The sequence below is a fragment of the Micromonospora sp. ATLC20 genome, from assembly GCF_057196585.1.
On the sequence record NZ_JBXUOV010000155.1, the window covers coordinates 1 to 13801 of the forward strand.

13 protein-coding genes and 1 pseudogene are annotated in these 13801 nt (G+C 73.1%); 4 read left to right on the top strand and 10 right to left on the bottom strand.

The genetic code is table 11. The features are described from left to right. Both AC2CHG_RS24555 and AC2CHG_RS24560 read right to left on the bottom strand, forming a co-directional pair. The coding region (locus AC2CHG_RS24555) for a cryptochrome/photolyase family protein (RefSeq protein WP_484525663.1) at positions 1-454 on the bottom strand (454 nt) is incomplete at its 3' end. A 21-nt stretch (positions 455-475) separates the two neighbouring features. Next, a complete protein-coding gene (locus AC2CHG_RS24560) occupies positions 476-1045 on the bottom strand; it encodes a winged helix-turn-helix domain-containing protein (RefSeq protein WP_484525664.1) in 570 nt (189 codons plus the stop codon). Between the two features lie 259 nt (positions 1046-1304). Between AC2CHG_RS24560 and AC2CHG_RS24565 the strand changes: the two genes are divergently transcribed. Next, the gene (locus AC2CHG_RS24565) at positions 1305-5702 is read left to right on the top strand and encodes a S8 family serine peptidase (protein WP_484525665.1); all 4398 of its coding nucleotides are present in this window, start codon (positions 1305-1307) and stop codon (positions 5700-5702) included. Between the two features lie 330 nt (positions 5703-6032). Here AC2CHG_RS24565 and AC2CHG_RS24570 read toward each other — a convergent pair whose 3' ends face one another. Then, a complete protein-coding gene (locus AC2CHG_RS24570) occupies positions 6033-6524 on the bottom strand; it encodes a winged helix-turn-helix domain-containing protein (RefSeq protein ID WP_262012154.1) in 492 nt (163 codons plus the stop codon). 279 nt (positions 6525-6803) lie between these two features. Between AC2CHG_RS24570 and AC2CHG_RS24575 the strand changes: the two are divergent. Then, a pseudogene (locus tag AC2CHG_RS24575) lies at positions 6804-7010 on the top strand (hypothetical protein); the annotation flags it as partial. Positions 7011-7040: 30 nt separating this feature from the next. On the opposite strand, the gene AC2CHG_RS24580 reads toward AC2CHG_RS24575, so the two are convergent. Continuing rightward, a complete protein-coding gene (locus AC2CHG_RS24580; RefSeq protein WP_484525666.1) occupies positions 7041-8075 on the bottom strand; it encodes a sigma-70 family RNA polymerase sigma factor in 1035 nt (344 codons plus the stop codon). A 96-nt stretch (positions 8076-8171) separates the two neighbouring features. Here AC2CHG_RS24580 and AC2CHG_RS24585 point away from each other — a divergent pair, with 96 nt between their 5' ends. Together AC2CHG_RS24585 and AC2CHG_RS24590 are read left to right on the top strand one after the other, a co-directional pair. After that, positions 8172-8999, top strand: a complete 828-nt coding sequence (locus AC2CHG_RS24585) for an alpha/beta fold hydrolase (protein ID WP_262012152.1) — start codon at positions 8172-8174, stop codon at positions 8997-8999. A 68-nt stretch (positions 9000-9067) separates the two neighbouring features. Then, positions 9068-9295, top strand: a complete 228-nt coding sequence (locus tag AC2CHG_RS24590) for a hypothetical protein (protein WP_013474689.1) — start codon at positions 9068-9070, stop codon at positions 9293-9295. Between the two features lie 48 nt (positions 9296-9343). Here AC2CHG_RS24590 and surE read toward each other — a convergent pair whose 3' ends face one another. From surE to AC2CHG_RS24620, 6 genes are all read right to left on the bottom strand, one after another. Then, positions 9344-10174, bottom strand: coding sequence for a 5'/3'-nucleotidase SurE (surE, locus tag AC2CHG_RS24595; protein ID WP_484525667.1), 831 nt, complete (start codon positions 10172-10174; stop codon positions 9344-9346). Next, on the bottom strand, positions 10164-11105 hold the full coding sequence (locus AC2CHG_RS24600; RefSeq protein ID WP_484525668.1) for a 1-phosphofructokinase family hexose kinase: 942 nt from the start codon (positions 11103-11105) through the stop codon (positions 10164-10166). The genes surE and AC2CHG_RS24600 overlap by 11 nt, the downstream gene beginning before the upstream one ends. Positions 11106-11147: 42 nt before the next feature. Continuing rightward, positions 11148-11360, bottom strand: coding sequence for a hypothetical protein (locus tag AC2CHG_RS24605; protein WP_262012149.1), 213 nt, complete (start codon positions 11358-11360; stop codon positions 11148-11150). A 155-nt stretch (positions 11361-11515) separates the two neighbouring features. Beyond that, complete coding sequence (locus AC2CHG_RS24610) at positions 11516-12058, bottom strand: hypothetical protein (protein ID WP_484525669.1); 543 nt, start codon at positions 12056-12058, stop codon at positions 11516-11518. 57 nt (positions 12059-12115) lie between these two features. Next, the gene (locus AC2CHG_RS24615; protein WP_484525670.1) at positions 12116-13069 is read right to left on the bottom strand and encodes an FAD-dependent oxidoreductase; all 954 of its coding nucleotides are present in this window, start codon (positions 13067-13069) and stop codon (positions 12116-12118) included. 71 nt (positions 13070-13140) lie between these two features. Next, the coding region (locus AC2CHG_RS24620) for a CU044_5270 family protein (RefSeq protein WP_484525671.1) at positions 13141-13801 on the bottom strand (661 nt) is incomplete at its 5' end.

The window sequence follows — 13801 nt, forward strand, 5'->3', positions numbered from 1 at the left end:
GGGCCGGGGCGGGCAGGTCGCGCAGCACGTCGTGGCGCTCGCGGGCGTACCGGTAGAAGTCGTCGACGCGCAGCCGGCCGCGCCGCCGGTCGGCCCAGGCGGCGAAGTCGGCGCGGTCGGTGACGAATCCGCGCGGCGGCAGCACTGTCAGCCCGTCCACGGTACGGGCGAACGCCAGCGCCGCCCGGGACGCCGGGTGCACCAGTTCGACCGGCTCGCCCAGCCCGGCGAGCGCCTCGCGGAACGTGTCGGCCCGTACGAGCCGTGCCCGGTCGCCGAGTCCGGCGGCGCGGTGCCGCAGCGCGGACAGGATCAGGTGTGCCTTCTGCCTGTGCATCGGCCGGGCGGCGAACAGCGACCGCGCCTCCACCAGCAGGACCCGCTGCGTGTCGTCGTCGAGGAAGTGCGGTCCGACCTGATCCGCCAGGAGCCAGCGCCAGGGTGCCAAGGCCATCCCTTCACAGTGGACGTGCGGTCAGTCGCCCCGGACCCGGGGGTGGCGGTGGTCGGTCAGCCGCAGGCCGACGCCGCGTACCGCCGCGATGGTGACGCCGGTGCCCAGCTCGTCGAGCTTACGGCGCAGCCGCTTCACCAGGGACTGCACGTCGGCCCGGCCGTGCGTCGGCGCGTCGTGCCATACCGCGTGGTGCAGTTCCGCGTAGCTCCACACCCGTACCGGCTCGACGGTCAGGCAGGTCAGCAGGTCGCGCTCCAGCCGGGTCAGGGCCGTCTCCCGGTTGCCCCACCGGGCGGTCGACCGGGCCGCGTCGATGACCAGCGCGCCGTCCGGCGCGGGCGTGTCCCTGGGTACGGGCACAGCCGGCGCGACGGCCGGTGCCGGCGCGTGCGCCGAGGCCGGCGCATCCGTGATCAACTCGCGCAGCTCGTCCAGATCGGCGACCATCAGAAGGGGCGCGACGCCGTCCAGCAACTCGGTCAGCCGCAGCCGTTCGGCCGGGGACGACGTCACCCCGATGACGAGCGAGAAGGGGCGCTCCGACGGGTCGGTGCCGGAGTTCGCCGCGTTCGTGCCGTCAGTCGTCACCGCGCCCCACCGTGACAAAAACTGTCAACAGGCCGCTCGATCCGGGGGCCTGTTGGTGACATGTTGCTCACGTACGGTCATTGATCGTTCCTCACTGTCGATCATAGTGTCCACTCAGGCGTCCGGCGCAGACCCGCACGGCGCCTAGGGGGCCTGGGGGGTTCTTTTCACACCGGTGTCGTAGTCGGGAGAGCACGTCTCCTGGCCCTTCTGCCATGGCTCGATCATCAGCGGGTCATCGGAACAGGAGGCAGCACCGATGCTGAGACGTCCACACAGATGGGGCCCGGCCCGGCGGCTGGTGAGCGCGGGCGCCGCCCTGGTGCTCGCGGCCACCGCGCTGGCCGCGACCGGCACTGCGGCACAGGCGGAGACGGGCGCGGGCGCGTCGGCCGGCGACAAGATCCGTCCCGAACTCACCCGGCAGCTCCAGGGCAAGAGCGAGGGCGACTTCTGGATCCACTTCGGCGCCAAGGCGGACCTGAGCAAGGCCGCCGCGATCAAGGACTGGAACGAGCGCGGCGCGGCCGTCGCGGCGGCGCTGAAGAAGACCGCCGCCGACAGCCAGTCGAAGATCCGGGCCGAGCTGGACCGCTCGGGCACGAAGTACAAGACCTTCTGGGCGACGAACGCCATCAAGGTCACCGACGGCTCGCTGACCATGGCGCAGAACTTCGCCGCCCACTCCGAGGTGGACGGCCTGTACGCACCGGTGGAGTACAAGCTGCCGGAGACCACCCCGGGCACGGACGAGAAGTCGGCGAACGCCCTGGAGTGGGGCATCGCGAACATCAACGCCGACGACGTGTGGTCCCAGTACGGCGTCAAGGGCGCCGGGATCACCGTGGCGAGCATCGACAGCGGCGTCCAGTTCGACCACCCGGCGCTGGTGAACGCCTACCGCGGCAACAACGGTGACGGCACCTTCGACCACGACTACAACTGGTACGACGCCGCCGGCGAGTGCGCCACCGCACCGTGCGACTCCGACGGCCACGGCACGCACACCATGGGCACCATGGCCGGCGCCGACGGGGCCAACCAGATCGGTGTCGCCCCCGAGGTCAAGTGGATCGCCGCGAACGGGTGCTGCCCGTCCGACGACGCGCTGGTCTCCTCCGGGCAGTGGATGCTGGAGCCCACCGACCTCAACGGGCAGAACCCGGACGTCAGCAAGCGGCCGAACATCATCAACAACTCGTGGGGCACCAGGACGCCGTCGAACGAGCCGTTCATGGAGGACGTCACGAACGCCTGGACCGCGTCCGGCATCTTCGGCGTCTGGTCCAACGGCAACAACGGCCCGTCCTGCCAGACCAGCGGCTCGCCGGGCAGCCTGGCGAGCAACTACTCGGCCGGCGCGTACGACATCAACAACAACATCGCCAGCTTCTCGTCCCGGGGCACCGGGCAGAACGGCGAGATCAAGCCGAACATCTCGGCGCCGGGTGTGAACGTGCGCTCCAGCGTGCCGACCGACTCGTACGCCAGCATCAGCGGCACCTCGATGGCGGCGCCGCACCTGGCCGGCGCGATCGCGCTGCTCTGGTCGGCGGCGCCCACCCTGGTCGGCGACGTCACGGCCACCCGCGCGCTGCTCGACGACACGGCGATCGACAAGGGCGACGCCCAGTGCGGCGGCACCACCGACGACAACAACGTCTACGGTGAGGGCCGCCTGGACGCGCTCGCGCTGCTCGCCGCCGCCCCGATCGGCGACAACGGCACGCTGGCCGGCAAGGTCACCGACGCCGCCACCGGTGCCGGGATCGCCGGCGCGACCGTCACCCTGTCCGGCGGGGCCGACCGCACGCTGACCACCGGCGCCGACGGCACGTACTCCTCGCTCCTGCCGGCCGGCGACTACCAGGTGGTCGTCTCGGCGTTCGGGTACGCGACCCGCACCCTGTCGGCGACGATCACCGCGAACACGACCACCACGCTCGACGTGGCGCTCACCGCGGTACCCATCGTCACGGTCAGCGGGCAGGTCACCGACGGGTCCGGGCACGGCTGGCCGCTGTACGCGAAGGTGAGCGTCGAGGGCACGCCGATCTCCGACTACACCACGCCGGCGACCGGCCGCTACAGCCTGTCGCTGCCGTCCGGTGCGACGTACCGGCTCACCGTCGAGCCGCAGTACGCCGGCTACCTGACCACCACGAAGGAGGTCACCGTCGGCACGGGCAACGTGACCGCCAACATCGCGGTGCAGGCGGACCCGGAGGCGTGCACCACCGCCCCCGGCTACACAGTCAGCTCCGACGGCGAGTACGAGACGTTCGACGGCACCGGTGTCCCGGACGGCTGGAGCGTGGTGGACAACGCCGGCACCGGCCAGGTCTGGGAGTTCACCGACGCCGGTGAGCGCGGAAACCTGACCGGCGGCAGCGGCAACTTCGCCATCATCGACAGCGACAACTACGGCAGCGGCGGGCGGCAGGACACGTCGCTGGTCAGCCCGGTGGTCGACCTGACCGGCGTGACCACGCCGGTGATCCGGTTCAACCAGGACTACAACTGGCTCAACAGCGACCGCGCGGACGTCGACCTGAGCCTGGACGGCGGCACCACCTGGAGCAACGTGCTGCGGCAGGCGGCCGACGTACGCGGCCCGCAGGTGACCGAGGTGCCGATCCCGCAGGCGGCCGGTCAGTCGCAGGTGCGGGTGCGCTTCCACTACTACGAGGCGAGCTGGGAATGGTGGTGGCAGGTCGACAACGTCCTCATCGGCAGCACGCTCGTCTGCAAGCCGGTCAAGGGCGGCCTGGTGCTCGGCCACGTCCGCGACAAGAACGACAACGGCTACGTCAACGGCGCCACGGTGACCAGCAAGGACCGCCCGGCGGAGAAGGCCACCACGGTCGCCACGCCGGACGACACCGAGCTGCCCGACGGCTTCTACTGGATGTTCTCGTCGCTGACCGGGACGCACCCGTTCACCGCCAGTGCCGGCAACTACGTGACCCAGACCAAGCAGGTGGCGGTCGAGGAGGACTGGGCCACCGCGGCCAACTTCCAGCTCGCCGCCGGCCGGCTGTCGGTGAAGCCGACCTCGATCACCGGCACGATCCGGATGCCCAGCGGGAAGGTCAGCAAGACGTTCACCGTCACGAACACCGGCGGGGCACCGGTGACCGCCGAGTTCAGTGAGCGCGACGGCGGGTTCGTGCTGCAACGGGCCGACGGCTCCCAGTTGTCCCAGCAGGCGCTGCTCGGCTCCACCGGCGCGCCGACGCAGCGGCTGACCGCCGCCACGTCGTTCGCGGCCCGCTCGTCGGGCAAGTCGTCGAACGCGATCGCCGCCGCCGCACCGCAGGCGGACCCGTGGACCACCATCCCGGGCTATCCGGCGAACGTGATGGACAACCGGGTCGTCAACGTCGACGGCACCGTCTACTCCATCGCCGGTGGCGACGGCACCGCGTCGAGCGCCAAGAACTACCGCTACGACCCGATCACCCAGGCGTGGACCGGCATCGCCGACCTGCCCGGCGCGCGTAACGCCATGACGGTCGGCGTGCTCGACGGCAAGATCATCGCCACCGGTGGCTGGGGTGCCGCCGGTCCGGACGCCGCCACCTTCTCGTACGACCCGGCGGCGAACACCTGGACCCGCAAGGCCGACAACCCGGCGCCGCGCGCGGCAGCCGGCCAGGCGGTCGCGGGCGGCAAGCTGTACGCGATCGGCGGCTGCACCACCGCGAGCTGCACGCCGATGGCCAACTCGGTGGTCCGGTACGACCCGGGCGCCGACGCCTGGGAGACGCTGCCGGCGTACCCGAAGTCGGTGGCGTTCCTGTCCTGCGGCGGGATCGACGGCACCGTCTACTGCACCGGCGGCAACGACGGCACCACGTCGCAGAAGGTCGGTTACGCCTTCGACCCGGCCGCAGGCGCGTGGACCGCCATCCCGGACGCGCCGGCCGACAGCTGGGCCTCCTCGTACGCGGTCGCAGGCGGCAAGCTGCTGGTCGTCGGCGGGTCGCAGGGCGGCGCCATCACCAACGCCGGCTTCGCGTTCGACCCGGCGACCAACTCGTGGGCCAACCTGCCCAACGCCAACGCCCCCCGCTACCGGGGCGGCGCGGCCTGCGGGTTCTACAAGATCGGTGGTTCGTCGGGCGGCTTCACGGCCACCAAGGACAGCGAGGTCCTGCCCGGCTTCGGCGAGTGCGCCGAGGGCGCTGCCGACGTGAGCTGGCTGACCGTCGACAAGTCGAGGGTCACGCTGGCGCCGGGTGAGAAGGTCACCGTCACGGTCGGCATGACCGCGAACGTCGACCAGCCCGGCACGTACTCCGCGTCCGTGGTGATCAAGGAGAACACCCCGTACACGGTGGAGCCGGTGGCGGTGACGATGATCGCGCAGCCGCCGACCACCTGGGGCAAGCTGTCCGGCACGGTCTCCGGCAAGAGCTGCCAGGGCGCCACCGCGCCGCTGGCGGGCGTGACCGTGCAGGTCGACTCCTGGGCGAACTCGTACACCTTCACCACCGACGCCCAGGGCCGGTACGCCTACTGGATGGACCGGCGCAACAACCCGCTGACGCTGATCGTCGCGAAGGACGGCTGGAAGCCCCAGACGCGCCAGACGAAGATCAACAGCAGCACGCCCACGGTAGAGGACTTCACACTCTCCCCCACCCGCTGCTGACCCAGCACCCCGACAGGAACGGCCCGCCCGGCACACACCGGGCGGGCCGTCCCACTCCTGTTGATCTGTGAGCCCGGCGAGATCTTGGTACCAAACGGCCCTCATAGGGGCCCTTTCGTACCAAGATCTCCACCTCTCCCACCATGCAGAACGCCAATCTCGCGTAACGGGAGACGCTCGACGCAGCTGCGGCCGAACGAGGATCCCCGCCCACGCCACCCCACAAGCCCCGGCGATCTTGCACTTGCGGCCCTGGCAAAGTGCGCCAAAGGGACACCCCGGGGGCCAGAAGTGCAAGATCGCCGGGCCAGGGTGGGGTGGGTGGGACTGTCAGGGGGTGAGGCGGAAACCTACGCCTCGGACGGCGTGGATCGTGGCGGGGGCGTCGAGGCGGCCCAGCTTGCGGCGGAGGCGGCGGACCACCGAGTGCATGTCGGAGCGCCGTCCCAAGTGGTCGTTGCCCCAGACGGCGCGGTGCAGCCGGGCGTACGTCCACACCTGGCCGGGCGTACCGGTCAGGCAGACGATCAGGTCGTGCTCCAGGGGCGTCAGCCCGATCTCCCGCTCTCGCCAGCGCAGCACCCGCCGGTCGGAGTCGACAGCCAGATCCCGCCGGGGCGGCTCGGCCGGCGCCTCGCCAGCCGCGGGCGGCTGCGGCGCCGGGGCCAGCGCGGGCCGGCGGACCAGGTCGAGGAAACGACGGGCCTGATGGGCGCTGGACACGATCAGGAAGGACTCGGTGCCGCCGAGCAGTTGGGCGAGCTGCCGGCGCTCGGCCGACGAGGACGCGATGCCGATGACCAAGGACGGGAGCCCTGTCATCCGTTCCCACCTTTCCGGCAGGCTGAACCGCGACGCCGGGCGGTCGCCGGGTACGACGTTGCGGAGGCACCTGGCTTGCGGAGTTCGACCCGAGGGGTGCGGGAGCTGCGGTTTCGTGAGGCTTCGGGGTGAACTACCGGGATCATATAGCCGAGCACCGATGATTGGTATAGCAGTTAACGTCGATGTAACTGCGTGCAACAAGGTGTTCGAGGCAACTTGCGCCGCGCCGCGTTCGGCACGCGCGTACCGATGAGAGACGGGGCGTACGACGGTCCAATGCGTGTGATCACCCACCTGCTCTGCCTGCCCGACGGGACGCCGACCCGCGCGGACATCGCGGCCCGCTGCGCCGACCTGGCCGAGGCGCTGCGCGGCCGCGACCGGGGCGTGGTGGTGTGCGACGTGTCCGCGGTGAGCGCGCCCGACCTGGTCACGGTCGAGGTGCTGGCACGGATCCGCCTGACCGCGCGGCGGTTCGGCTGGCGGCTGGAGGTACGCGGGGCCTGCGACGACCTACGCGAGCTGGCCGGCCTGCTCGGGCTGGCCGGCACCCTCCTCGAGCCGGTCCGGCAGCCCGAACAGCGGGAAGAGCCGGTCGACGTCGAGGAAGTTGTTGAGCGACGTGATCCGGCCGCCGGAGACGCCGATCACGATCAGCGCCCAGGGCACGTGGCCTGAGCTGTCGGGGTCGCGCCGGTAGTGCCCGAACGCCGGCATCCCGTTGGCGGCGGTCGGCACCAGGCGGGAGCCGCGGCAGCCGCTGCCGGTGCCGGCCATCCACGCCGCGATGTGCTCGGGGCCGCGCAGCCACAGCGGCAGCGGCGGCATCGACAGCGTCGCGTCCTCGTGCAGCAGCGCGGTGAGCGCCGTCAGGTCGTACGCCTCGAAGGCGCGCACGTAGCGGGCGAGCAGCGCCTGCTGCTCGCTGTCGAGCGGCCGGCGCACGTCGGCCTTTGTGTCGGCCGAGGCGAGCGTGGCGCGCGCCCGCTGCAGCGCGCTGTTGACGCTCGCCACCGACGTGTCGAGCAGGTCGGCGACCTCCTGGGCCGACCACGCCAGCACCTCGCGCAGGATCAGCACGGCCCGCTGCTTCGGCGGCAGGTGCTGCAACGCCGCGACGAACGCCAGCCGGACCGACTCCCGGCCGGCCACCACCTCGGCCGGGTCGGCGACCTCCGGCAGCACCCGGTCGTCGGGCGCCGGGCCGAGCCAGATCTGCTCCGGGCGGGGCTCGCCCGGGTGGGTGGCGGTGCCGACGCCGGCCGGACCGAGGTCCATCGGCCGGACCCGGCGCTGCGCGCTGGTGGACATGGACAGGCAGACGTTCGTCGCGATCCGGTAGAGCCAGGTCCGCAGCGCGGACCGCCCCTCGAACTTGTCGAAATTACGCCAGGCACGGACGAATGTGTCCTGTACCGCGTCCTCGGCCTCGAAGGCCGAACCCAGCATCCGGTAGCAGTAGCCGGTCAGCTCCGACCGGTACTCCTCGAGTTGCGCCTCGACGGGGACGCTCGCCACCTCGCTCACCCCGCCGAAACTAGCCCACATGCTGCGTCAATGCGAGCACGTTCGGGCCCGCACCGATGAGTCGGTGCCGCCCGGCCGGTCTGACAGCCGTCAGGTCACCACGTCCGAGGAGCACCGATGACCACAGCGCAGCGCGACGAGACACAGGCCCCGGGACGGTACGCCGACGTCAACGGCGTCCACCTCTACTACGAGACGCACGGCGAGGGCCGGCCGATGATCCTGCTGCACGGCGGCCTCACCTCGGGTGAGATGTTCGCGCCGATCCTGCCCACGCTGGCCGCGACGCACCAGGTGATCGTGGTGGACCTCCAGGGGCACGGCCGCACCGCCGACGTGGACCGGCCGCTCGACATGGCGCTGATGGCCGACGACGTGGCCGCGCTGATCGACCACCTCGGGCTGGACCGCCCGGACGTGGTCGGCTTCTCCCTCGGTGGCGGCGTCGCCCTGCACACCGGCTTCCGGCACCCGGAGAAGGTGGGCCGGCTGGTCGCCGCGTCCGCGCACATCCGCCGCGACGCGGTCTACCCGGAACTGCTGGCGCAGCAGGGCCAGGTCGGCGCCGCGGCGGCCGAGTACATGAAGGACACCCCGATGTACGAGCTGTACCAGCGGGTCGCGCCGCGTCCGGAGGACTTCCCCCGGCTGCTCGACAAGATCGGCGAGGCGATGCGGACGGACTTCGACTTCACCGAGCAGGTCCGTGCCCTGCGGGTGCCGACGCTCGTGGTGGCCGCCGACGCCGACATGGCCCCGCCGAGCCATTTCGTCGAGGTGTTCGGGCTGCTCGACGGCGGCCGGCGCGACGGCGGCTGGACGGGCGAGGGCCGCCCGGCGGGTGGGCACGCGCTGGCGATCCTGCCCGGCCTGACCCACTACGACATCGACCAGTCGCCGCTGTTCGCCGCGGTCACCCTGGACTTCCTCGACCGGGACCGCTGACCGCCGCGCGTGTGCCGCGTCCCGTACCGGGGTACCGCTTGCCCAGGAGCACCGGTGAGGAGGACGAGATGACCGACCCCAGGTACGCACCGATCGGGCTGGCCGCCGCCGGGCGGCTGGTCCCCGACGACGGACAGACCGACGGCGGTGAGGTCGTCGGCGCCGACGACGCGGCTGCCGACGCCGCCCGGGCCGGCGCCGACGTGGACCTGTCCCGGGCCGACCGGGACAGCGACGGCACCCCGGTGGGCGCCGCCGACGCCGAGGCCGACCGCCGGCGCGCGGCCGGCGAGTGACGCTCCCCGCCCCGCCACCCGTACGACGGTGGCGGGGCGGAGCCGTCCTCAGCCGTCGACCGGCAGCTCCACGTCGGGCAGGTGCCCGAGCGCCCGGAGCGCGGTGACCGCCGCGTACCCGTCGGCCAGCCAGGCGATGTCGGTGCCGGGGACCGCGCGGACCGCGTTCGCCTCCACCGCGGTACGCACGAACCCCTCACCACGCTCGGCGACGGACACCTGCACCTGACCGAACGGGGCCAGCGTCGCCTGGCGCAGCCCGGCCACCTGATCGGCCGGCCGGTCCGGCACGTTGAGGTTCAGCACGGTGCCCGGATCCGCCCCGGCCAGCCACGGCAGCAGCGTCGCGGCCAGCTCGGCGGCGCTCGACCAGTGGCGGGACTCGTCGTCCACGCTGTCCAGCACCGCGATCGCCGCGCCACCGCTGCCGGCGCTCGCCGCCGCCGCGGTGAGCACGTCGAGCGACACGGCGAGCGCGCGGATGCCGTTGTTGCCGGCGGTCAGCGCCGCGCCGACGGTGCCGGAGTGCAGGACCGCGTGGCCCGCGTTGGCGCCCCGGTTGATGCCGGACAGCAGCAGGTCCGGCACCGGCCCGAACACACCCAGGCCCGCCAGCACCGCGATGTACGCCGGGGAGGCCGCCACCGCGTACGCGGGCACACCCGGCAGGCCGTCCAGCTCGGTCTCGCGGAACACCAGACGCCCGTCGTCGGTCACCGCCGACAGCGCCGCGCTCATCCCGCTCGCCTCGGCCTCCGGCGCCGCGACCACCACGTCCATCCCCCGTTCGTACGCGGCCCGGGCCAGCGCGCGGATGCCGGGGGCGTGCACACCGTCGTCGTTCGTCACCAGCACCCGTGGCGGCCGGTCAGTCGTCATCGTCGCCACCGTCCAGCGGGGTGAGCCGCACCCGGCCGGCCAGTTCGCGTACCGCCTCGGCCCGGCCGGTGCCCAGCCCGTGCCGGGTCACGTTGAGCGCTCCGGCGGCGGCGCCGACGTGCAGCGCCTCCCGCATGTCGCCGCCCCGGGCCAGCACCGCCGCCACCCCGGCGGTCATCGAGTCACCGGCGCCCCGGTGGTCGGCCGGCTCCAGCGGCGGGGCGTGCACCAGCAGCGGCTCGCCGTCCTCCGGCAGCGCCAGCGCGGGCTCCCCGGCGCGGCTGATCAGCACCGTCCGCGCGCCCCGCTCCTGGCACCGGCGGCCGGCGTCGCGCAGCGCCTCGACGCTGTCGTCCTTGGCCAGGCCGTCGTCGAGCAGTTCCTCGTGGCTGACCTTCAGTACGCTCACGCCGCCGTCGAGCACCGCCTCCAGGTACGGCCCGGACAGGTCGGCCACCACCGTCCCGCCGTTGGCGCTCAGATCGGCGGCGAGGCGGCGGTAGATGTCCGGGTCCACCACCTGCGGGTCGGCCGGGCCGCTGAGCACGCTCACCGGGGCGCGCAGCCCCTCGGTGAGCGTCACCGTGTACAACTCGTCGATGTCGTGCCGCACCATCGGAGCGCCCGGGTGCTCGGCGATCTCGGTCCGCTCGCCGTCGCGCCGGTCGTGCACGTACCAGCCGGTGCCGGACTCCCGCCGCACCATCCGGACCGTGACGTCCTCGTCGTCGAGCAGCTTGCGGACCGCGTCGCCCACCTCGCCGCCGAGACCCACGCACATGGTCACCGGTACGCCGAGCGCCGCGATCATCCGGGTCTGCCACACCCCCTGCCCGCCGGGGTGCAGGTGCAGCTCGGGTACGTCGCCCTGCTGCTCGATCGTCACCGTCAGCAGCGGGGCCGGGGCGAACACCATCACCTTCTGCTCCATCCGCCAGTGTTGCCCGCTGACCGGCCCCGGTAATCCCCCAGGTCAGCGCGGGCGCGCGGCGGCACGGCGGCGCCGGAGGTACGGCAGCGCGAACAGGTAGAGACCGCTGATCAGGAGCAGGGCGAGCGGCAGCAGCGGCACGTAGGAGACCCACACGATCGGGTCCTTCTGCGCCAGCGCCACGAACGTGACCACGACGGTCACGGTGAAGGCGACGGAGAACCAGCGGTGGAGCTGACGGATGCGCGTGTCCATGGGTCGACGACCTTTCCCCGGTGGCCGCCCCGGTGGGAGGCCCGTGCCGGAAACGCTAGGTCCGTCCACCCGCGCGACGCTTCTCGATTCCTGACCGGTCCACGCCGCGCTGCTCCTGGTCAGTCAGCGGCCAGCCCGCGCGCCGGAGCGACAGGTCACTCGCGTCCCGCCGCGTCCGCGGACCAGTCGTCCACCCGCATCCGCCGCGACGCCGGGCTCACCGTGTCGGAGCGCCGGACGAACCCGGCGACGGCGAGCGCGCTCATCGTGGTGGCCACGGCGGCGGCGAGCACCAGGAGGGTGGTCTCCACCTGCACCGTACGCATGTACTCGCCGCCGTTCGCGCTCGCGGACGCGTAGCGCACGGCCGCGAGCGGGTTGAGCAGCACCGCGGCGATGCCGGCGGTCCACGCCACTTTCGGTAGCCGCTCGTCGTCGGGGCGGACGGTCCGCCGGACGGCCCACCGGCCGAGGGCCGCGAACGTGACGAGCAGCGTGACCGGCAGCAGCCAGAGCACGGCGGGCAGCAGGTCACGGAGCGGCACCACGGCGTCGAGCAACTCCACCAGGAAGCCGGAGCCGTCGTGGGTCACCAGGCCGATCCGGTGGCTGTAGGCCGCGAGCGCGACAAGCGTGCAGCCGATGTGGACGGCGATCAGGGCGACCAGAGCGGACAGTGCTACGCGGCGGGCGGACACCGGGCCGAGGTTACCGCCCGCCGAGCCCCGACGGTGGACCGTCGCGCGCCGGGGCGGTCAGACACTCAGCGCGAGATCGGCCACCTCGGCGGCGCAGCCCCAGGACAGCGTCACCCCCGCCCCGCCGTGCCCGTACGCGTGCACCAGCCGCCCGTCCGCCGGGTCCACCTCGACCCGGGGGCCGCCGTGCCGGGCCGGGCGTAGCCCGATCCGCTCCCCCAGCACCGGCGCGTCCACGAGCTGCGGCACGAGCGCCACGCACCGGCGCCGGATCGCCGCCGCCTCCGCCGCGTCGGGGCGGGTGTGTCCCACCCCTGCCTCGTAGGTGCCACCGAGCACCACGTCGTGCCGGCGCGGATGCACGTACGTGACGCCCGCCGGGTCGTCCTCGTCGCGTACCGAGACGGTCAGGCCGGGGTTCGCCACCAGCAGGACGTGCCCGCGCGCCGGGTACACGGCCGGGTCGGCGGCGAGCCGGCCGGCGGCCAGGCCGGTCGCGTTCACCACGACCGGCGCGACCTCGTACGCCTCGGCGAGCGTGCCCAGCGCACGTCTGACGACCCGGCCCCCGCCCGCCTCCAGGCGCTGCCGCAGCCAGGTGAGGTAGCTGGTCATCTCCACCGACGGGGCGGTGAACCGCAGCAGCGCGGTGTACGGCGGCTGCGCCGGCTCGGCCGTCAGGTCGCCGCAGGCGTCGGCCCACCAGGGCGGCCCGGCGTAGGGGTGGCGCAGCCACATCCGGGTGGGCCGGTCGACCACCCCCGGCACGCCGCCGGCCGCCTGGCGGCGCAGCTCGGCGTGGGTGTCCCGGGCCCAGCGCAGCACCCGGGGATCCTCCTCGGTGTGGCTGGGGTACCAGACCGCGGCGGCCACCGTGGACACGGTGTCGGCCGGGTCGTGGGCGGTCAGCACGGTGACCCGGGCACCGCGCCGCTGGAGCGTGAACGCGGTCGTCATGCCGATCACCCCGCCGCCGACCACCACCACGTCCGACTTCGTCATGACGCCCATGATGGCGCAGACCCGATCGGAGCGGGCACGCGTCGGACGGGCCGCCGGGGAGGCGGCCCGCCCGGCGGGCGTCAGCCCTTCTGGCCGACCCGGTCCACGATCGCGACGGACAGCACCGCGGACGTGCCCGCCTCCCCGCCCACGCCGAGGAACGCGTACGTCCGCGGGTCGAACACCATCACCATCAGGGCCGGGTTCCCCGGGGAGGGCCAGCTGACGCCCACACCGGAGCGGCCCGCACCGTCGGTGGCCTTCTCCACCACCTTCAGGCCCGGCGTCGCGGCGGCGGCCTCGAACAGCGCGGCCCGCGACCGTGGCCTCAGGTACCAGTCGTCGAGCAGGAACAGCACGTCCTTGGCGGCGGCGTTGACGTCACCGGGCTCGCCGCTGCGGTGCTTGTCCAGGTAGGCGCGCATCGCGGTGGCGTCGGTGGGCACGGCGGGATCGTAGGCGGGCTCCGGCACGCACGGCTCGGTGCCCGGCATGAGCTGCTGACCCTTGTACCCCTTCGCGCGGCCGTCCCGGCAGCCGGGGAGCACGTATTCCTGTCGGCCGCCCGGCGGGTACTCGACGACCAGGCCGTCCCTGGTCCCGTCCACCGACGCCCAGCTCTCCCGCAGCTCCGCGCCGCCCTGCGAGCGCGTGTAGACGAACTGGTCGGGCCGGGGCTCGACGTCCGGCAGCCGCAACGCCGCCGCCGCCGCGTCGCGCAGCACCTGCCGGGCGTCGGCC

Coding starts and splice junctions, on each gene's coding strand:
- AC2CHG_RS24565 (WP_484525665.1), top strand. CDS start 1,305: ATGCTGAGACGTCCACACAGATGGGGCCCGGCCCGGCGGCTGGTGAGC.
- AC2CHG_RS24570 (WP_262012154.1), bottom strand. CDS start 6,524: ATGACAGGGCTCCCGTCCTTGGTCATCGGCATCGCGTCCTCGTCGGCC.
- AC2CHG_RS24580 (WP_484525666.1), bottom strand. CDS start 8,075: ATGTGGGCTAGTTTCGGCGGGGTGAGCGAGGTGGCGAGCGTCCCCGTC.
- AC2CHG_RS24585 (WP_262012152.1), top strand. CDS start 8,172: ATGACCACAGCGCAGCGCGACGAGACACAGGCCCCGGGACGGTACGCC.
- AC2CHG_RS24590 (WP_013474689.1), top strand. CDS start 9,068: ATGACCGACCCCAGGTACGCACCGATCGGGCTGGCCGCCGCCGGGCGG.
- surE (WP_484525667.1), bottom strand. CDS start 10,174: ATGACGACTGACCGGCCGCCACGGGTGCTGGTGACGAACGACGACGGT.
- AC2CHG_RS24600 (WP_484525668.1), bottom strand. CDS start 11,105: ATGGAGCAGAAGGTGATGGTGTTCGCCCCGGCCCCGCTGCTGACGGTG.
- AC2CHG_RS24605 (WP_262012149.1), bottom strand. CDS start 11,360: ATGGACACGCGCATCCGTCAGCTCCACCGCTGGTTCTCCGTCGCCTTC.
- AC2CHG_RS24615 (WP_484525670.1), bottom strand. CDS start 13,069: ATGGGCGTCATGACGAAGTCGGACGTGGTGGTGGTCGGCGGCGGGGTG.